This window comes from Kordiimonas aestuarii (genome assembly GCF_025574465.1).
GTDB classification, from domain to species: Bacteria; Pseudomonadota; Alphaproteobacteria; order Sphingomonadales; family Kordiimonadaceae; genus Kordiimonas; species Kordiimonas aestuarii.
This window is the reverse complement of the sequence record NZ_JAOBPP010000021.1, coordinates 807,274-826,654: the sequence shown is the minus strand read 5'-3', so window position 1 is coordinate 826,654 and position 19,381 is coordinate 807,274. Positions and strand designations below refer to the sequence as shown.

20 protein-coding genes and 1 tRNA gene are annotated in these 19,381 nt (G+C 55.8%); 10 read left to right on the top strand and 11 right to left on the bottom strand.

Going from position 1 to position 19,381, the window contains the following annotated elements; all coding sequences use genetic code 11:
* Positions 1-33: 33 nt before the first annotated feature.
* Together rplT and rpmI are read right to left on the bottom strand one after the other, a co-directional pair.
* Positions 34-393 carry a 50S ribosomal protein L20 gene (rplT, locus tag OEU85_RS16395; protein WP_262692603.1) on the bottom strand — a complete coding sequence of 120 codons (360 nt, stop codon included), beginning with the start codon at positions 391-393 and terminating at the stop codon, positions 34-36.
* Between the two features lie 37 nt (positions 394-430).
* On the bottom strand, positions 431-631 hold the full coding sequence (gene rpmI, locus OEU85_RS16390) for a 50S ribosomal protein L35 (RefSeq protein ID WP_262692602.1): 201 nt from the start codon (positions 629-631) through the stop codon (positions 431-433).
* Between the two features lie 184 nt (positions 632-815).
* Between rpmI and OEU85_RS16385 the strand changes: the two genes are divergently transcribed.
* Both OEU85_RS16385 and OEU85_RS16380 read left to right on the top strand, forming a co-directional pair.
* Positions 816-1,712, top strand: coding sequence for a TraB/GumN family protein (locus tag OEU85_RS16385; RefSeq protein ID WP_262692601.1), 897 nt, complete (start codon positions 816-818; stop codon positions 1,710-1,712).
* A gap of 8 nt (positions 1,713-1,720) precedes the next feature.
* Positions 1,721-2,116 (top strand): DUF3052 domain-containing protein, encoded by a 396-nt coding sequence (locus tag OEU85_RS16380; RefSeq protein ID WP_262692600.1) that lies wholly within the window; start codon positions 1,721-1,723, stop codon positions 2,114-2,116.
* On the opposite strand, the gene OEU85_RS16375 is transcribed toward OEU85_RS16380, so the two are convergent.
* The 8 genes from OEU85_RS16375 to OEU85_RS16340 all read right to left on the bottom strand — a co-directional run bounded on the left by OEU85_RS16375 (position 2,108) and on the right by OEU85_RS16340 (position 10,207).
* Positions 2,108-3,181 (bottom strand): hypothetical protein, encoded by a 1,074-nt coding sequence (locus OEU85_RS16375; RefSeq protein WP_262692599.1) that lies wholly within the window; start codon positions 3,179-3,181, stop codon positions 2,108-2,110. The genes OEU85_RS16380 and OEU85_RS16375 overlap by 9 nt on opposite strands.
* Before the next feature lie 8 nt (positions 3,182-3,189).
* Positions 3,190-3,915, bottom strand: coding sequence for an orotidine-5'-phosphate decarboxylase (gene pyrF / locus OEU85_RS16370; RefSeq protein ID WP_262692598.1), 726 nt, complete (start codon positions 3,913-3,915; stop codon positions 3,190-3,192).
* Between the two features lie 40 nt (positions 3,916-3,955).
* On the bottom strand, positions 3,956-4,333 hold the full coding sequence (locus tag OEU85_RS16365) for a hypothetical protein (RefSeq protein WP_262692597.1): 378 nt from the start codon (positions 4,331-4,333) through the stop codon (positions 3,956-3,958).
* Positions 4,334-4,399: 66 nt separating this feature from the next.
* A complete protein-coding gene (locus tag OEU85_RS16360; protein ID WP_262692596.1) occupies positions 4,400-4,678 on the bottom strand; it encodes an integration host factor subunit beta in 279 nt (92 codons plus the stop codon).
* A gap of 249 nt (positions 4,679-4,927) precedes the next feature.
* On the bottom strand, positions 4,928-6,631 hold the full coding sequence (rpsA, locus tag OEU85_RS16355; RefSeq protein WP_262692595.1) for a 30S ribosomal protein S1: 1,704 nt from the start codon (positions 6,629-6,631) through the stop codon (positions 4,928-4,930).
* A 204-nt stretch (positions 6,632-6,835) separates the two neighbouring features.
* Positions 6,836-7,477 (bottom strand): (d)CMP kinase, encoded by a 642-nt coding sequence (gene cmk, locus OEU85_RS16350; protein WP_262692593.1) that lies wholly within the window; start codon positions 7,475-7,477, stop codon positions 6,836-6,838.
* A 122-nt stretch (positions 7,478-7,599) separates the two neighbouring features.
* The gene (locus OEU85_RS16345) at positions 7,600-8,079 is read right to left on the bottom strand and encodes a hypothetical protein (RefSeq protein WP_262692592.1); all 480 of its coding nucleotides are present in this window, start codon (positions 8,077-8,079) and stop codon (positions 7,600-7,602) included.
* A gap of 1 nt (position 8,080) precedes the next feature.
* Positions 8,081-10,207: a serine/threonine-protein kinase gene (locus OEU85_RS16340; protein ID WP_262692590.1), complete on the bottom strand. Its 2,127-nt coding sequence runs from the start codon at positions 10,205-10,207 to the stop codon at positions 8,081-8,083.
* Positions 10,208-10,320: 113 nt separating this feature from the next.
* Here OEU85_RS16340 and OEU85_RS16335 point away from each other — a divergent pair, with 113 nt between their 5' ends.
* The 5 genes from OEU85_RS16335 (at position 10,321) to OEU85_RS16315 (ending at position 15,382) form a co-directional block, all read left to right on the top strand.
* Complete coding sequence (locus OEU85_RS16335; RefSeq protein WP_262692589.1) at positions 10,321-11,868, top strand: sigma 54-interacting transcriptional regulator; 1,548 nt, start codon at positions 10,321-10,323, stop codon at positions 11,866-11,868.
* 300 nt (positions 11,869-12,168) lie between these two features.
* On the top strand, positions 12,169-13,218 hold the full coding sequence (locus OEU85_RS16330) for a hypothetical protein (RefSeq protein WP_262692587.1): 1,050 nt from the start codon (positions 12,169-12,171) through the stop codon (positions 13,216-13,218).
* 280 nt (positions 13,219-13,498) lie between these two features.
* Positions 13,499-13,870: a GntR family transcriptional regulator gene (locus tag OEU85_RS16325; protein WP_262692586.1), complete on the top strand. Its 372-nt coding sequence runs from the start codon at positions 13,499-13,501 to the stop codon at positions 13,868-13,870.
* A gap of 16 nt (positions 13,871-13,886) precedes the next feature.
* Positions 13,887-14,792 (top strand): hypothetical protein, encoded by a 906-nt coding sequence (locus tag OEU85_RS16320; RefSeq protein ID WP_262692585.1) that lies wholly within the window; start codon positions 13,887-13,889, stop codon positions 14,790-14,792.
* Positions 14,793-14,989: 197 nt separating this feature from the next.
* Positions 14,990-15,382, top strand: coding sequence for a VOC family protein (locus OEU85_RS16315; RefSeq protein WP_262692584.1), 393 nt, complete (start codon positions 14,990-14,992; stop codon positions 15,380-15,382).
* Here the strand turns inward: OEU85_RS16315 and aroA are convergent, their stop codons facing one another.
* Positions 15,383-16,708 (bottom strand): 3-phosphoshikimate 1-carboxyvinyltransferase, encoded by a 1,326-nt coding sequence (gene aroA / locus OEU85_RS16310; protein WP_262692583.1) that lies wholly within the window; start codon positions 16,706-16,708, stop codon positions 15,383-15,385. It abuts the gene before it with no gap.
* 159 nt (positions 16,709-16,867) lie between these two features.
* Here aroA and OEU85_RS16305 point away from each other — a divergent pair, with 159 nt between their 5' ends.
* The 3 genes from OEU85_RS16305 to OEU85_RS16295 all read left to right on the top strand — a co-directional run bounded on the left by OEU85_RS16305 (position 16,868) and on the right by OEU85_RS16295 (position 19,162).
* Positions 16,868-17,197, top strand: coding sequence for an FYDLN acid domain-containing protein (locus OEU85_RS16305; RefSeq protein WP_262692582.1), 330 nt, complete (start codon positions 16,868-16,870; stop codon positions 17,195-17,197).
* A 150-nt stretch (positions 17,198-17,347) separates the two neighbouring features.
* A tRNA-Ala gene (locus tag OEU85_RS16300) sits at positions 17,348-17,423 on the top strand.
* A 689-nt stretch (positions 17,424-18,112) separates the two neighbouring features.
* The gene (locus OEU85_RS16295; protein WP_262692581.1) at positions 18,113-19,162 is read left to right on the top strand and encodes a hypothetical protein; all 1,050 of its coding nucleotides are present in this window, start codon (positions 18,113-18,115) and stop codon (positions 19,160-19,162) included.
* The last annotated feature ends 219 nt before the right edge of the window (positions 19,163-19,381 follow it).

Sequence of the window (19,381 nt, the reverse complement as noted above, 5' to 3'; positions counted from 1 at the left end):
TCTTGGTGCTGCGACAACAGCCGCAAAACCAGCTTACTTAGCGAGGGCGGCCTTAGCCTGTTCCACAAGCGCTTCAAAAGCAGCTGGTTCGGTGATCGCAAGGTCGCTCAGCACTTTACGGTCAAGCTCAACACCGGCGAGCTTGAGGCCGTGCATGAACTGGCCGTACTGCAGACCGAGAGCGCGCGAACCGGCGTTGATACGCTGGATCCACAGAGCGCGGAAGGTGCGCTTGCGTGCTTTACGGTCGCGGTATGCGTACTGACCGGCTTTTTCAACAGCCTGACGAGCAACCTTGATTGTATTCTTACGACGGCCCCGATAGCCTTTGGCTTGCTCGAGAACCTTTTTGTGACGGGCGTGTGATGTAAGTCCGCGCGTGACACGTGCCATGGTATTTTCTCCTTAACCTTGAAGGACCCGAAAAGCCTTAGAGGCTGTTGGGCATGAACTTCTTGACGATGTTGGCGTCACAATCTGCAAGGATGGTGGTGCCACGCTGGTTACGGATTTGCTTGTTGGTGCGCTTGATCATACCATGCTGTTTGTTAGCCTGGTTTGCACGTACCTTACCGGAGGCGGTCAAGCTGAAGCGCTTTTTCACGCTCGATTTCGTCTTCATTTTGGGCATTTTTGTCCTCACTTCTATAACTGCAAGTTCGACATTTCTGAACCGGCACGGCAGCCCTTAAACAAGCCGGTCGGTTCGATGAAGTGGGGTGTATAGCGCCGCAAGCCCCGGTTTGCAAGCAGATTCAACGAATTCCGCCCACCGTTTTCTTGCGCAGAAGCGAGACCCGTGGGAAAGTGACCCGATGAAACAGATATTTGTCCATATGCACAGCATCAAGCACCTCCCGCTTCAAGTGTTTTTGGCGCTCTGCCTTGTCTTCACCGGTCACGCCGCCGGTGCTGCCCCGGCATTGTGGCGGTTAGCCGACGCCGACACGGAGATTCACATCTTTGGCACGCTGCATGTGCTGGCCAAGGATATAAACTGGCTGACGACAGAGACAAAGACTGCCTTTGAAGGTGCAAGCGCGCTGATCGTGGAACTGAATGGCGATGAAATCGACCGTGCAGGGCCGCTGTTCACCGATGCCGGGCGCCTGCCCGAGGGCCAAAGCCTGCGCGCACTTGTCGGCAACGGCATCTATAACGATGTGCAGCGACTCGCACGTCAACTGGGGATGCCAGTGGACACCTTTGCCAACAGCGAACCATGGTTCGCTGGCATGTCCCTTTCGGTGATCGGCCTTGTGAAAGCGGGTTATGACCCGGCAAGCGGGACGGATAAATATTTCATCGCGCAGGCGGAGACAATGGGCAAACCCATCTTTGGACTTGAAACCGCCGCGCAACAGGTGGCGCTGTTTGAGAGCCTGAACACCCAGCAGGAAAAAGCGCTTCTTATTGATACCCTCAAGCAGAACGCGGCGATTGACGTGCATTTTGCTGCAATGCAGGCGGCCTGGCTGTCAGGCAATGTGGCAGAGCTTGACCATATTCTGAATGACGCGCTTTCCATCGCGCCCGGGCTTGAGGAACAATTGCTGACCGCGCGTAACCGCGACTGGGCCGACAAGCTGATGCAGGTACTGGAACGTCCGGGGCGGTATTTTGTTGCCGTGGGCGCGGGGCACCTGACGGACGAGGAGTCGCTGATTGAAATGTTGCGGGCCATGGGACTGACCGTTAACAGGGTGCAGTAAGGTGCCACATGGCGGGATACTCAGGCACACCACTGATCAAGAAGCTGGGCATCAAGGATGGCTTCAGATTACGGCTCGCCCACACGCCGCCCCACTATGCCAACCTGCTTGGTGGCCTGCCCGTAGGCATTGAGGAAGCTCAGACCGATTGTCACTTTGTCCACGCTTTCTATAAAGAGCATGACCTTTTCGAGGCCGAGATCGGTGATCTGATATCCACCATCCGGCGTGACGGCATGATCTGGATCTCATGGCCGAAGAAGGCCGCCAAAGTCGCAACGGACATGAGCGAAGATGTTGTGCGCGAAGTTGCGCTACCCCTGGGGCTTGTGGATGTGAAGGTCTGTGCGGTGGATGAAGTCTGGTCCGCCCTCAAGCTAGTGATTCGCAAGGAATTAAGATAGCGACGCCTCAAACGCAGCAACAATGTCCGGCCGGTCATGAAACAGGGCGTCCACAAGGACGCGCGCCGTATCGCTGCTCATCCGCGCCTCGCACGCTGCCTCCGGGTACATCGAGAAATCCGCGGAAAAAAGCGGCGCAGGCACATCGGGTAAATATCGCGCGCGTACCCTTTCATTGCCGGTGTCATACTGATTGGCGAAAGCCATGGCCTGGGAGCGTGCTGGCATAATGCCTGTACCCACATGGACCTCCTGCAGCCGTGCCAGCAGCGCGGGGCGATGACGTCCGGTCTTTGGATGGAACGGACCGTCCCTCAGATCATTCACAAATACAAGCAGACCCTGGGCCGTACCGTCGAGCGATTTGTTCCGACGCTCCGGCGCCGCGAACTTTTCATCCCAATCAAGCTCGACGGTGCGACAAAAGTCGCGCAACAGCGTCCCCCCTTCGTAGGTTTTTTCACCAAACTGCCGCACCACCAGGCCGCCCCGGCCAAAAGACTCTTCATACAGCTGGCACGCGTTCCAGTAGTTGTAGCGGTGGGCATCCGGCCCGAACCGCAAGTCAGGAAGGGGATGACTGTAACCGACCCGGACCGCCGTGGAATATATGCTGGTGGCAATTTCGTCCTGACGGCGCACATAAAAGATGACTTTCACGTCACGGGCGACCCTGGAGAGCAATGCCGATAATCTTCGCGTCTCGGATACGGTTTTAACCCGGGTGTGGCAATGCTCGCTGGAAAGCACCAGGTTGCGACATCCGTTTTCGCGGGCAGCCATCAGTTCAGCTTCAAGTGCGTGCTCAAAGTTGACCTGAAAGGCACACAGTGATTGAGCGGAGACCTCACCAATTGTCTGGTTAAGCAACCCGCGTTCCCGCATGCTATCCTGCGCATACACCGCGAGGGCTATATGATTTTCGGGCCCAGGCGCACTTGGATAGCAATACCCCTGCGTTGCCAGTTGCAGGCGATTTCCCGCCAGAAAACGCTGAATGGTAGAAGTACCGGTCTTCTCAGCTCCGATATGCAGATAGATCGTCTCTAACGGGGCTGGTGCCATATCCGCCCCTAAGCGTTGATGCTGTCGGCGATGGCCTTTGCCGAAGCAGCCGGATCGGCAGCCGCGGTGATAGGTCGGCCAATCACGAGGATATCCGCCCCTGCGGCGACCGCGTCCGATGGTGTCATGACCCGCTTCTGGTCACCGACCGCGCTGCCTGCGGGGCGGATCCCCGGCACGATCAGCTTGAAATCCGGTCCGCCAGCCCTGCGCGCGCGGGTAATCTCACGCGGGCTGCATACCAGACCGTCGATGCCGCTGGCTTTCGCGAGGGCCGCAAGGCGCGCCACCTGCTCCTCAACCGGGTCAGGCACCCCAATCGCATTCAAATCACTGCCGTCGAGGCTTGTGAGCACACTGACGCCGATAACCCACGGCTTGGCGTGGCCGTATTTCGCCGCCTCTTCCCCTGCTGTCTCGGCCGCGCGGCGCATCATCTCAGGCCCGCCCTGCGTGTGGATGGTGAATAGTTTGGGCGCCAGTGGCGCCACAGCACGAATGGCACCCGCGACTGTATTCGGGATGTCATGAAACTTGAGATCAAGGAAGATAGGCAGGCCCTGCTCTGCCACCCGGTTGAAGCCATCCGCCCCATTTGCACAGAAGAACTCAAGCCCCAGCTTGAGGCCGCCCACACTACCCTTCAGTGTGGATGCAAGCTGCACCGCCTTATCTACATCAACGGTGTCAAGGGCGCAGTATATCCGATCACTGGACTTGAGGTTCTGGGACAAGGGCAAAATCCTCTCAGGGTTGGGACTGATTGCACACGGATTAGCCCTCTTTGCCACCCCTTGGCAAGGCCTGGGTCGCAGCGCGTGCCGTTTCATGCGCATCCTTCGCATGCGCCTTGTGTACGTCTTCCGACAAGGCCGAGACCTGCACTTCAAGCTGCCCTGCCCGCCTTTCGGCTTTCCGGCGCCTGGCGAAGCCTTTGAGCCTGAGCCATCCCGTCACACTGCCTGCAATCAGGAGGCCGATAAAAATACCCAGAAAGAGGACACCATAAACAGGTACTGGCGCCATCAGCGCACCGAAGGGCTCAAGGCTCAGGACCACGTTCTGCCGGTTGGAAATCGCAAAAAGGATAAGCAGTACGGCAAGCGCAAACCAGAAAATGCGGCGAATCAGGCTGCCGAGCGACTGTGCCATGACACTCTTTCATCTTTGTTTTGATAAACTCTGCTGCGCAGGCCAGCTGCGCCACAGATACTATTTTCAGCCGTTCAGCCGCTCCCGCAGGTCTTTGCCGGTCTTGAAGTAAGGCACACGCTTCTCTGCCACTTCAACCTTTTCACCCGTGCGGGGATTGCGGCCAACACGCGCGGGGCGTTCCTTCACTGAAAAGGCACCAAAACCGCGGAGTTCAACCCGGTCACCGCGGGCAAGAGCTGCGGTAATTTCATCAAAAATCTTGGAAACGATGCGCTCAACGTCCCTGTAATACAGGTGGGGATTGGCTTCAGAAATTTTTGCAATTAACTCGGACTTTATCATCTAGGTCCTCCCCTCGGGGCAATCTTTTCAGCGACACTCAAAACGAAGCTACCCATGTCCAACCGGTCAAGCGTGCCACCTGATCTCGCCCACGTCAAGATAAGCCTTTCTACGAAAAGGGCTTTTATCATGAGTTTTTTGTATCAACGCGACGACAATTGCTCAACTTCTTGTCATCCGGATGTCAAAAAGAAGAAAGGCCGCCCCAATGGACGGCCTTTCAAATCACAATTCACACAGATGTGCGGATTATTTGTCTTCTTTGGCTTTCTCAAGCGCTGCACCGAGAATGTCACCAAGGCTTGCACCCGAATCGGCCGAACCATATTGCTCAACAGCTGCTTTTTCTTCAGCAACTTCAAGCGCTTTGATCGACAGGTTCAGCTTGCGGCTGCCTTTGTCCATACCGGTTACCATAGCGTCAACCTTGTCGCCTTCAGCGAAACGCTCTGGACGCTGGTCGCCGCGGTCACGCGCGAGGTCGGAGCGACGAATAAAGGCCGTAACGCCCGTATCGCCAACTTCAACTTCGATACCGTTATCGTTTACGGCTTTAACAACACAGGTAACCTGCTCGCCACGTTTCTTGGAAGAAACATTGGAGAACGGATCGCCGGCAAGCTGTTTGATGCCGAGGCTGATACGCTCTTTGCGGGTGTCTACGTCGAGGACAACAGCTTTGACCATGTCGCCTTTTTTGTATTCCTGGATCGCGTCTTCGCCGGAACGTTCCCAATCGAGGTCGGAGAGGTGAACCATACCGTCCACATCGCCATCGAGGCCGATGAACAGACCAAATTCGGTGATGTTCTTGACTTCGCCTTCGATTTCGGTGCCTTGCGGGTATTTACCAGCAAAGGCTTCCCATGGGTTCTCGCCACACTGCTTGAGACCAAGAGAGATGCGGCGCTTCGCAGGATCAACTTCGAGCACCATAACTTCGACTTCCTGGCTCGTGGAAACGATCTTGCCAGGGTGTACGTTTTTCTTGACCCAGCTCATCTCGGATACGTGCACAAGGCCTTCAACACCGCTCTCGAGCTCAACAAACGCACCATAGTCGGTGATGTTCGTCACCGTACCGGTGAACTTGGCGCTGACAGGGTATTTGGCTTCGATACCATCCCATGGGTCAGCAGCAAGCTGCTTCATGCCAAGGCTGATACGCTGTGTTTCAGGGTTGATGCGAACAACCTGTACCTTCACGGTCTCACCAATCGCCAGAACTTCAGACGGGTGGTTCACACGGCGCCAGGAGATGTCTGTCACGTGCAACAGGCCATCGATACCGCCGAGGTCCACGAACGCACCATAATCGGTGATGTTCTTCACAACGCCCTCAACAGCGTCGCCCTCTTTGATCTGACCCATCAGTTCAGCACGCTGCTCTGCACGGTCTTCTTCAAGAACAGCACGGCGAGATACGACGATGTTACCGCGACGGCGGTCCATCTTCAGGATCTGGAACGGCTGTTCGATGTTCATCAGCGGTGTCACGTCACGAATCGGACGGATGTCAACCTGGCTGCCCGGCAGGAATGCCACAGCGCCGGAGAGGTCAACAGTGAAACCACCTTTAACACGGCCAAAGATAACACCGTCAACACGGGCATCGCCTTCAAACGCTTTTTCCAGCAGTTCCCAAGCTTCTTCGCGGCGAGCTTTATCACGGGACAGGATCGCTTCGCCGAGCGCGTTCTCAACGCGGTCAACAAATACTTCTACTGTATCACCAACTTTGATTTCAGCTGCTTTGCCTGCGGGAGCAAATTCTTTAAGTGGAACGCGGCCCTCGGCTTTAAGGCCAATGTCCACGATCGCAAAGTCGTTCTCGATCGAGACGACGGTCCCTTTGACAACGCGGCCTTCAAAGCCGTCATCCTCAGAGGGGAGTGTTTCATTCAGCAGTGCCTCAAAATCTTCGAGGCTCGGCATGGTTGCCGCTTCAGACATGTATGTCTTCCTTTCAGGTCTATTACTTTTCTTGCCAGCCGGTTGGCTCCGACGGTCTTCCTCCGGGTTTCTCAAGCGCGGGACCATCCCGTGCTTTCCTGTGGTCCGGAAGCCTCAAACACCAACAAATTCTGACCCCTCGGGCCAAGCTTCCTTTTAAGGGTAGCGTCTGGTCCGGGAGTCGCTCTCGTAAAGCGTCTTCGGTTATTGGGGCGAGAGGCTTTCTCTCACGAGAGCCGCCGCCCTTAAAAACACGGCGTCTATATCCAAATTGCTCGTATCAAGCAAGAGGGCATCTTCAGCGGGCCTGAGCGGCGCATCCTTGCGGTTCATGTCCCGCTCGTCCCGTTCACGCACGTCGGCGAGTATAACACGAAAATCCGGCTCGATGCCACGCTCTTCAAGTTCACGGAAACGACGCTTGGCGCGCACCTCCGCACTGGCGGTTACAAAGAACTTCACATCGGCGTCCGGACACACCACGGTGCCTATATCCCTGCCGTCCAGCACCGTGCCTGCAGCGCCACCAGGCGGGCTCGCAGCGAAATTGCGCTGAAAATCCAGCAAGTTAGAGCGAACAACCGGCAGCGCGGCCACTTTCGATGCGGCATTCCCTGTATCTTCTGCCCTGAGGTCAGGATCGGAGAGCAGGGCAAGGTCGAGGGTCGCGGAAGCCACCTCGGCTGCGCCGGCGTCCGCCGGGTTGCCACCGGCCCGCAGCACACTGAGCCCCACAGCCCTGTATAGCGCACCGGTGTCAAGATAAGCGAAGCCAAATTCGTCCGCGAGCCGCCGCGCCAACGTGCCTTTACCGGCCGCCGCCGGCCCATCAATTGCAATAATCAAAGCGAATCACCCCTGAAATCATGCTGCGTTTATAGGACAAATGCGGCGTGTATCACCAGCCGCTTGTTAAAATCGGGGTAATTTCCCCCACCGTTTCCGGCAGGAGACTCGCCTAGATCCTTCTAGAATTCACCGTCGCCAACAATCACTTCGGGATCAAAGGAATAGATTTTCTTCTGCCCGTCAATGCTCGCAACAACCGTCACACTCAACGGCCACGGGTCATCGTTTTTGACAAACTGATACAATTCCGTCGCGACAAAGCTGACATAATAATCGCCCTCGGCTCCCTTTTGAACATCCAGATGCCGCTCTTGGTCATTGAGGGAGATTTGCACCGCAAGGATATCAATATCCGGCAATTTCGACATGGAGGAATCGTGCGAGCACAAAGCGGTAATCGTCACCGCCATGGTTTTACCCGCCTGAAAATAGAAACAACCCGCGTTCGGGCCATAGATTGCCTTGCGGACACCGCTGCCATCGACGGCGATGGAGAACTCATAGTGCAGTGATTTCGATATCTGGCACGGGTCAAAGGACAAGGCCAACATATAGTCGGCACCGGCAGGTACAGCAACGCGGCTTATTGTACTAATCATATCAGTCTCCTGGTGTAATGTTGTGGCTGAGGATGATGTCAAGAAACTCCCTGTCTTGCCGCAGGTTGATAAGGTCGGGTTCAGCCCGGATCACACTGAGGGGAAAACCCTGGTCAAGCGCACCGCGCACAAAACGAATAGCCTCTGTGCGTTCACCGAGAATTTCGCTTGTAACAGACGCCCGGAACAAAAGGGTCGCGTCATCCCGGTCAAGCTCCAGCGCTTCGGAAAGGCGTTTTCTGGCATCTGCCCCCTCATCAGCCTTGGCGTGATAGAGTGCCGCGCGGCTTAAAAGGTCGGGCCTTGGCCTGGCAACAGCGAGAAGAGGAGCCATATGATCCAGCGCCTGACGATAGGCGCCGACCGCCTTTTTTTCCTGCCCCGGCACGGCGCGGTAGGCATCGGCCAGATTGGCCCAAAGGCGATAGTCGGCACCACCGCCGGTCATTTCAAGCGCGCGTTCAAACGCCTGCGCCGACTGCGGGTACTGGCCAAGCGCAAAATAATAGGTGCCCAGATTACTATACAGTACGGCGGCACGACGCACCTGCAAGCCCGCCTGCAATGCGGCTATCGCACCTGCCGTATCGCCTTCCATATAGTAGGTCGCGCTGAGGCTTGCATGGGCATACACGTTGTCTGGCTCCATGCTCAAGCTGGCCTTGAAAGCCTCGCGGCTTGGGCCGTATTCCTGCTTGCGGAAATATACCCGCCCCAACAGATCATAAAGGGTGCTCTCTTCGGGATAATAAGCAATCGCCGCCTTGAGCTTCTGCTCCGCCTCCGCAAGATCGTTACGCTTGATCAGCAGGCGGCCATAGTTCCGAAAAGCGAAGAAATTGCTTGGGTCCAGCTCAAGCGCCCGCACATACGCCTGTTCCGACGCTTCGTCCTTTCCCTCAAATTCAAGGGCACGCGCAAGCGCCACATGGGACAAGGCAAGTTGGTTATCAAGCTCAACCGCGCTTTCCGCCAATGTCCGTGCCTGCTCAAGCAATGCGGCACTCTTTTCGCCGAACACATATTTGCGGGTGAGGCCAAGGCTTAACCCCGATTTGGCGCCGGCATTGTCCGGGGCCCGCAGGAGCACATGCCTGAAGGCTTCAATCGTTATGTCGACCTGCTCCTCGCTCGCGCTTGATTTCAGCCCCTCAAGGCCTGTTGCCATCAGCCCGGAGATGGTTTTCGGTGGGGTCAATATGTCCAGACGCCATAAACCAACCAGCATGATCAGAAAAGTTGCCGCCACACCAAGGTACGTCAGCCGCTGGCGTGACTGGCGTTGCCTGATCCCTTCGGGCGACCACTTGTAAAGGGCCCTGTAGACATCCTGCATCGACGCCGGACGCTCAGTGGCATCCCGCGCCATCATGCTCGATACAAGGTCAGCAAACGCAGACGGTGTCTCCCGGCGCACTTTCGTCAGGGAGGGGGGGCGATCAGCCAGCACAGCATAGATGGTCCCGGCCTCTGTTTTCTGCTTGAAGGCCTTGGTGCCGCTCAGCATCTCGTAAATCACCACACCAAGCGAAAATATATCCGACCGGGCTGTTGGAGGGTCTCCGCGGATGACTTCCGGTGCCATATAGGCAAGCGTACCCGCAACCCCGCCAAGGGATGATGGCTCATCCTCCATTACGGTCCTCATATCATCTGCGGTTGGTGCGGCACGCGCAATGCCAAAATCCACCAGCACAGGCTCGCCGTCATCACGAATCATGATGTTATCCGGTTTGATATCCGCATGAACGAGGCCCTGTTCGTGAACCCCCCTGAGGCCGTCTGCCAGCTTCAGCGCGATCGTTACCGCCTGTGTAAAGTCAACCTCATCCTCGGCAAGGCGCGCGCCAAGCGATTGCCCCTCGACGAATTCCGTCACCAGATAAGCCGTCCCCTGATCACGGAACACTTCATGGATTGTCACAATATTCGGGTGATTGATGCGTGCAAGCGCCAGGGCTTCCTGCCAGTCGTCATCCGCCAGCGTATCCGTCCCTGCCGGTGAGGTAAGCTCCTTAAGCGCCACCTTACGTTGCAGGACAGTATCAAAGGCGCACAATACGGTGCCGTGAGACCCTGCCCCCACAGTATATAAAAGATTGTATCGTTCTATATTTTGAGTTGGCATCGTTTCAACTCTTTGTCTGCACATTTGCTATCATATGAATGCTCTTGTATCTATATTATTGCTTTAAATCTGAATAAATTCCGGCGAGACAATAACAGGAAGGGTAACACGCTATGGGTGATTGGCCCGATCTTAATAGCGAAACCATTAGTTTTATACCGGAAAGATTACAAGGGTCTGCCGGGGAGCCGGTTGTCCCAAGCATCGCCATTGTATGGCACCCGGACCCTGACCGGGTAGGCTCTACCAGCACACTCTTGAGTAGTGGGAATTCCGGTGCCGCCATTTCGCGGTCCGAACCCCTGTTTTCCAAGCCGCCCCACAAAGACGGCAAACCGCTACTTGACCATCACGTATCACGCGCGCCCGTCGGCATTCGCCGCACCGCAACCCGGACCTACACCATCACACCACCGCCCAGCAGGATGCAAATTGCCGTCAATGGCAATATCATCACTGCGCCAACGGAAGTTGCGCTTGAAGATTGCGGCGGCACGATATTTCTGTCGCTTTCCGCCCATGTGGTTCTGGCTATTTTCGAACAGCCGATGGATCCCGCCGGCAGTCTGCACCATCACGGCATGATTGGCATTAGCGCTGAGACCCAGTTCCTGCGTGCCAATATTGAACGGATTGCACCAAGCGGTATCCCAGTTCTAATCCGGGGGGAAACCGGAACCGGCAAGGAAATTGTGGCAGCGGCCCTTCATGCCCTCAGTCCGCATAGCGCCAAGCCCATGCTGAGTGTCAACATGGCTACACTTGCACCCGAACTGGCCGCGGCTGAGTTGTTCGGCGCGGAAAAGGGAGCATACACAGGTGCACACCAGGCACGGGCAGGCCTGTTTGAACAGGCAAATGGCAGCACCATTTTTCTCGACGAGATCGGCAGTGTGCCGGAGAGTGTGCAACCCATGTTGTTGCGCACACTTGAACTGGGAGAGATACGCCGGGTGGGCGGCACAAGGGTGATGCGGACGAGTGCTCGCATTATTGCCGCGACCGATCAGTCACTTGAGACATCGGGGTTCAGCCACCCACTCCTCCGGCGGCTTGAACGTTACGTGTTGACCGTCCCCGCCTTGAGGCAACGGCGTGTCGATATCGGGCCGCTGATCGTGTATTTTTTCCGTCAGTTTTACCGTCAGAACCCGGATATCGCACCCGCCGATATACCGTCTGAATGGATAGTACCCCTGTTTCTCCACAATTGGCCCGGCAATGTACGCGAACTGCGAAATGTGGTCGAGCAGATGGCCCTTGGCCTCAAACCCGAATTGACTGCATCGGGCGGTGAACGGGCGCCAAACCATGGCCAGCCGCCCGCCGGGGAAGGCTTCAAAGCAGCACAAGGGCATACAGCCTTCAGGTCGCGCAGCCAGTATCGCGACTCCGCCGATGTATCTGAGAGCGAGATACTCGCCGCGCTTGACCAGACAGGCTGGCAAATCAAGGAGGCAGCCCATAGGCTTGGCCTGTCACGCGGCACGCTTTATAATCTGATGCGCCAACACTCCGGCATTCGGCAGGTGGAAGACCTTGATGACACCCAGATCCGGACGGTCATGAACGAATACCCGGGTGACCTCACCGCCTGGGCCCGCACGCTCCGGGTGGGCCGGGACGCTCTTAAACGCCGCATCAAGGCCCTTACGTCTTAAACCTCTCTATTCACCAACTGCGAACCACGCCGATAAGCGTGTCAAGAGTGTCAGCCATGCCAGGCTGGCACGGTTGACAGCGCGAAAATAACACAAGCTACTGTTATAAAACATTTTTTTTTGGCACGTGCTTTGCTGATACCCCTATACAAGCATCGGCTTCACGTCTGGCTGCCTTAAGACCTTGGGGGGTCGTGGCCAGATAAGCCGGCCTGCAGGTGACCCTGACGATGGCTCGATCGGCACTTCCGCCAAACTGGCTGTCATCCGGACACCCGCAGCAACAAGGGAGCTATCGAGATGTACGATCAAATGAATACGGGGTCTGTGGTAAACAATTACCAGCTTTATATGCGGGATGATTTTGACGATGACGGCTCAATCCCGAGCGGCGCACGCACAGCAAGCTGCTCACCAGATATTGTACCGCGCGTTGAACTGATGCGGGACCCGCCGGAACTAATCTCTCCCTATGGCTGGGATCAGGATTATGGCGAGCCGCTTGTGGAGGGAATTCCCAACTATATCTATGTTCGTGGCGCAAGCCGGGACAATATTGGTACAGCGGGCCCGGTTGTCGGCCAGGTAAATCTGTTCAGTGTTCCATCCTGCCTGTTCATGACCCCGGACCGCTGGGACCCGGTTGATACCTCTGGCGAGAGCGTTACCCTGACGTCCACCGCCAACGAGCAGCATCTGCTGGGTAGCGAGCCGTTTATCTGGACGCCACCAGAGCGCGACATTCACTATTGCCTTGTGTCGCAAATCACAACCGAAGCAGAGCCGAACAGTATCCCGGACAGCTTCGCGAATAATGGTGCCTTTATCGACTGGGTCATCAATGATCCGGCCATCGCATGGCGCAATCTGGTTATTCAGGAAAACACGACTGAAACCACTTCCTATGCCCAGACGTTCGGGAATATCGACAACCACACCATCCAGGTGATGTTCACCGTCCAATGTATCGGGTTTGACTATGGCAGCCAGGTTCAGATCATGTCGCAGTCCAGTTGCCTAGGTAGCATGATCGACATCAATCGTACCATCAACAGTAGCCCCTACGACATCCTTGTCGCCGACACTGTTACCGCCGTATCGGACGGGGTGCTGGGCGTGTTTGTTACTCCACCCCAAGGGCTATCGATTCCCGCCGGGGCCAAAGTCCATATTCAGTACCTGCAGGTAGCCTATGCAGGCGCGCCGCTTTCCAAGGAACCGGAAAGCAACGATCTCCTCATGCGTCACGCAAAACCATTTGAGGCCTTTGGCTTCGCCACCAAGCTTGATAACGCGCCGACACACGCGGTGCGCTTGGGCGAAGTGACGATAACATACGCTGACGGATAGCACACGAGGGGGCTACCGAAGTGTGGTCGGTCGGTGGATTTCGACAAGCAGGTTGAACTCTCTGGCAACCTTCTGATCGGTTCCACCAACGACCTCCTTCGGGCTGCCGGGCGGTGCTTCTCGCACCGCCCGGCTTTCTTTTCAAAAAGCGGGGACTGCGCCTGCACCACTCCGGTCAACCCTTTTCACAGGCTCTCCAACCAAAAAATCAATTGACTCTCTATTGTACCCATTGTACCACTATTACAGATGGTACATATAATTTGATAGCGAAACACCTATGAAAATCATGATCGACATCGACAGCGAGGAACCCCTTTTCTCCCAGGTTGTGGAGCAGATCAAAACAGCGGTCAGGACAAAGGCCATTCGGGCGGGCGACCCTCTGCCGTCAATCCGACAACTGGCAAATGACCTGGAGCTGAACAACAAGACCGTGGCGAAAGCCTACCGCCTTCTGGAGCGCGACAATGTCATCGTGACCAAAGGCTATCGCGGCACCTTTGTGCATGCAGATGCCACCGCGCATTGCTGCTTCGATCTCAGCGCCTGGATTGAAGCCCAACTGGCAATCACCATCAAGGCCTGCCGTGAGGCAGGTGCCACTGACAGCGAGATTCGCATCGCGTTTGCGAACGCCATGCAGCCCTAGAAAGGAAGAGCATAAAATGCCTGCCGACTTCAACATGACCGCCGTTCTCGCAGTGATGTACACTGTGTTCCTGAGCCAGATTTATCTTATTTCTGTGCATTATCCGCGCAAGATGTGTGCGAGAATCCGAGAGGTGGTCGAGTCCTATCCCCCTGCCGAATATCCCCACCTCTATCCCGGCCCCTATGTTTATTATGCCGAGAGCGCACGCAAACACGGCCTGAAGATATTCATGGCCGCCAATTACATCATTGCCGCCATTGGCCTCGGCATACTTTGCATGATGATGCTGTCCGGGTATGAACCGGCCCTGCTCGGCGGGGACGAGATATTTGTCATGTTTTACTTCATTCTGCAGGCCAGCCCACTTCTTTACATCCAGATCACCGAGTGGCGCTACTACGCCCTCATGCGGGAAAGTTTCACCGCCAAGCACCGGTCGGCCTCGCTCGCGCCGCGTCGCATGAGTCAGTTTGTCTCCCCCGCACTTGTGGGCGCGGCGATCGTTTTTTATGTGCTGTGGTTGGTTTTTTACCTATCGGACCAAGGGCCGGTCGCAACCTGGAGCGGTGAGGTTTATGCCACACTTGCCGTGATCACCGGTATAAATGTCTTTTATGTGCTGTACCTGCGTCGCATGGTATTTGGTAAAAAGGTCGACCCCTACCGGTCCGACGAGGACCGCGACCGGCAGATCAGGGTGATGGGCAAGGTATATGGTATTTCCAGCATTGGCATCAGCCTTTTCCTTGCTTTCACCCAGGCGGCCGACCGTTTTGGCTTCGAGGTTTTCGATCCGGTGCTGATCAGCTTCTACCTGCAGCTTTGCATCGTGGCAGGTCTTGGCTTCGTGTTCCGCGACATCACGGTAAACAGCCTGAATTTCAAGGTATATCGCAAACAGGCGGACGAGCCATCCTGACATTGCACATGTCCGTATCCTGCCTGCGACCCTAAGCGCGGACGGATACGCTTCACGACAGCGGCGGACATATGCAGGACTGCGGCCTCCTTTGGGGCCGCAGTTTTATTTACGCAGCATAGTCTGATTTAAGGATTCGACTCTTTCTCTTGCTGATGATAAAAGAACAAAAAGGGAACATATAAAAGGACGGGAAAATGATTGAAAGCGTAACACCGGTACTGCCAGTAGACCGGATTGAACCCAGTATCGACTTTTTCAGCCGTGTCGGCTTTGAAAAAGTAACCGAGGTGCCGGAAGGCGATCACCTTGGCTTTGTGATCCTGATGCAAGGCGATGTACAGGTGATGTACCAGACCCGCACCAGCATTTTTGACGATAGCGGCATGCTCCCGAATGAGACCGAAGGCACGCCGGTATTGCTGTTTGTCAAAACCGGCAATCTCAACGCCTGCATGAAAGCGCTCGACGGTTACGAGGTGGTGATGGCGGAGCGCACGACCTTCTATGGTGCCCGTGAAATTGGCTACCGCGAACCCGGCGGCCATATTGTCACCTTCGCTGAATTTTCAAGTGAGGCCGAAAGCTGATCAACCCTTGAGGTTCAGCCCGGCGCCAAGACCTGTCATCAGCTCGATAAACGTGGGAAAGCTGGTCTGGATAGGGGCAGCGTCATCAATCGTGATGGCGCTTGTCGCCATCTGCCCCAGGACCGAAAAGCTCATGGCAATGCGGTGATCGAGATGCGTGGCGACGGTAGCGCCACCCAGCACCTTGCCGGCTGCGCCCTTGATCTCGATACCGTCCTCAAACTCGCTCAGGTCCACACCGTTTGCCTTCAGGCCCTCCGCCATCACGGCCAGTCGGTCCGACTCTTTCACGCGCAACTCCTCGAGTCCGGTGAAACGGCTGGCGCCTTCCGCAACCGCTGCGGCGCAAAACAGCACAGGAAACTCGTCAATCATCGTCGAGGGATCTACGGGCAGGTCGGTTACAGCCTTGAGCGTCGCCGCCCGCACCCTCAGGTCTGCCACCGGTTCACCGCCAAGGTTCCGCTCGGCCAATATCTTGATATCGGCCCCCATGGCCTTGAGCGCATGGACGATACCGGTCCTGAGCGGGTTCATGCCCACATTCTGCACCGTAATATCGGACCCCGGAATGATGGACGCTGCCACCAGCAAAAAGGCGCTCGAGGACACATCCCCCGGTACTTCGAAATTGACAGGCCTCAGCCCGGGCTGACCCATAAGCCGCACGATATTGAGCCCCGCTTCGCATGTGGTCTCTATCTCCGCGCCCATGGCCCTGAGCATGCGTTCCGTATGATCGCGGGTCGCCACGGTCTCGCGCACGGTCGTGATACCCGGCGTGTTCAGCCCCGCCAGAAGCACGGCGGACTTCACCTGCGCGCTCGCCATCGGCGTGGTGTAATCGATCGGCAGCGGGTTGCCGGTGCCCGTGACAGTGAGCGGCAGGAACTTGCCGTCTCGCGCACTGAACCGGGCCCCCATGCTTGTCAGGGGGTCAATCACCCGGCCCATCGGACGCCCGCGCAGGGAGGCGTCCCCGGTCATGGTCACAGTGATGTCATGGGTTCCAATCAACCCCATCAACAAACGGGTGGAGGTACCGGAATTGCCCATGTCAATCACGCCGTCCGGACTCATCAGGCCACCGATGCCAACTCCGTCTATAATCCAGTGCCCTTCACCGATTCGCTCAACCTGCGCACCCATGGCGCGCATGGCCTCGGCGGTGGCAAGCACATCCTCACCCTCAAGAAGGCCCGTCACTTCACTTCGACCCACTGCAAGTGCGGATAACATGATTGATCGGTGGGAAACCGATTTATCTCCCGGCACCTTAACGGTACCAGTGAGTGGTGTGAGGAATGATGAAATAAGACTTGGCACGGAGGGATTTCCAGCTTTAGAAGTATGGGTGGACACTAATGCTTTGACAGGCGCAACCGATCATGGCAAGGGATGCGCCGAATTCTTGGCCGAAAAGCACCTTCAGCGCAAGGCCTGATACAAATTGCTGTCCAGAGGCGGAAACGCAAGGAGAGAAACGTGGTAAAACCCGAATGGGGTACAAAGCGCACCTGCCCAAAATGTGGCACGCGCTTTTACGATTTGAAAAAAGACGATCCTGCAACCTGCATTGATTGCGGCAACCAGTGGGCACCAGAACCGGTTCTCAAAGCCAAGCAGCCAGTCGTGATTGAGCCAAAGGTAGAGAAAGAAGCCGAGAAGGACGAGACGGATCTCGACGACGACGATGACGACATTGAAATCGACGATGATGACGATGACGTTCTCGGTGACGTCAGCCTTGATGACGACGATGACGATGAAGTCACCAGCATCGTCGACACCAAGCTGTCGGAAGACGACAATTAAGTAAAACAGCCGGATCTGGGCGGCTCTTTTGCCGCCCTGCCAAAGCGTATTTTTTACTTGCGCACACATGGGCCTCCGCCTATAGTCCGCGCCGTTCTGGGAAGCAAACCATCGCTTCCGGATATTCCAACAAGATCCGCTTGCGATCATGGGGCCGTAGCTCAGCTGGGAGAGCGCTACACTGGCAGTGTAGAGGTCGACGGTTCGATCCCGTTCGGCTCCACCAAGATTTACAAGGGCTTAGGATAAAAATCCTAGGCCCTTTTCTTTTTTGGTCCCCAAAAAGGCACCACACTGGGACCACACTGGGACCAACGAAATTTGAGAAACTGCCACCCTCCTCAATTCCTGACACCCATACGGATTGATCGAGACTGTCAGGGACGTTCTCTATGAGCTTTTCAACCGGCACCCGAAAGTAATTGCATAACTTGTCGATGATGTCTTTCGACGCGTTATACCCTTCTGGTTCGCGACCTTGGTCAGCGTCGCCCGGGATATCTCATCAAACGTGATCTTTCGGCCCTCATTAAAGCCCTTGTCGGCCATCACCCCACTCAGGCGAAAACGAATCATTATCAACCTATATTCGCACGTTCAGGCTGGGGTATGGCCACAAGATATTGAGCGCACGGGCCGCTAATCTGTCAGAAACCGTCCACAAATGCGGGGACAGGAACCTGAGCTATTTCACCAAATTGTTCTCAAGCCGGTACGGAAAGTCCGCCTCGAAACTTTTGAGCGACACCGTGCAATAGGCCAAACCTACCCCACGCCGATGGTTAACCCCGGACAAACTTGCCATATTAAACGACATTCCTGCCATGGCGGGAAAATCATGGCCGCTGGCAGGATTTTCTTTTCATGTCCCTGTACACAACTAAGCGTACAAATCCGGCAACCGAGAGGCCTTCCATGTCACCCTTATCCAAGATCGCCGCGCTCAAGAAACGCAACAAACCCTCGCTTTCCTCTGAGAAAATAAGCGTGGCAGGGGTGCCTATTAGCAAGGCAGACGTAGAATTGGGCGATATCCTGTTGCTGCATTATGTGCCAGAGCACAACAGGATTGCGGAGATGCTGAAGCTTCTCAAGCTGGCGCATCAAGCGGTTGAAGGTTGGAAACACTGGGCTGACTACGACAAGGAAACCCGCGACAAGCATTTTGCAGCCCTGATGCCGCTTATCCATTTCGCTATCACGGCGTTTGACAATAACCGTTATTTCCATGCCGCAATTGTCGGGCAGGATGCGGATAATGAAAAGGTAGTGATTGAAGCTGGTCCCAAAGGCATCATGCAAACACCCTTAAAGGACTATTGGGGTGGCCCGATCAGCGTTTATCGTTACCACAGAGATGCAGTGTCTCTCGGCGATAAGCTTTTACCGGCTGAGCCGGTGCTGAAAAAAGCGAACGACCTCTGCAACGCTGGCGATATTGAATACGGCTATTATCACGCTGGCCTTCTGGCTATCTGGTGCCTGTTCAGGGCTGGGGAAGATATGGTTATGGACCGCCTGCACGCCGCTTTGGTCCTTGCATTTGGGACGCAAGCCACGGAAATGCTCTACACGCTCATTGCACCAGAGACCATCAAGCTGTTCCTTGTCGATATTTTCCACCGGGCGCTTGATCGCTGGCGGCAGCAAAAACATCTTGTGTGCTCTGAAATGGTGGCGGTCTGTTTTAATGAGGCAGACGGTCTGGGCACCTATAAAATAAGCCGCGAGTTCTGCAAAAATGGCTCAACAACGATTAAGGCGACGCAACAGACGGACCAGACAGCTGTATCCGAGGATGTTGAAAATGCCATCTTGGCTCTTGCCAATTCCTTTCATGGGCTCGAAATTGACCGGCCGCTCAGGGCGGTTGATGTGGCCCTCGCGCTTGTGAGCAGCGATGTGCTCTATACACCATCAGACCTTGAGCGGTCCGTGAGCACGTTTAATATCGGACAGACCTAACGCCCGCGCACGATACTCGCCCAAACCTCAACCGCCCCTTATCAGAGCCGCAATACGACACTTTCAGACACCGTTCTGGTTTTCGGGGTGGTGTTTTTAACCTAGCCATTCGTGGCTGAGCTTCATATGCGCGAAGCAATACTCGCCATAAATGCGGCATGTCACAGCGAGAAAGCTTCCTTGAAAAACAAACTCAAAACCGGACTGAAATTCCTGCCA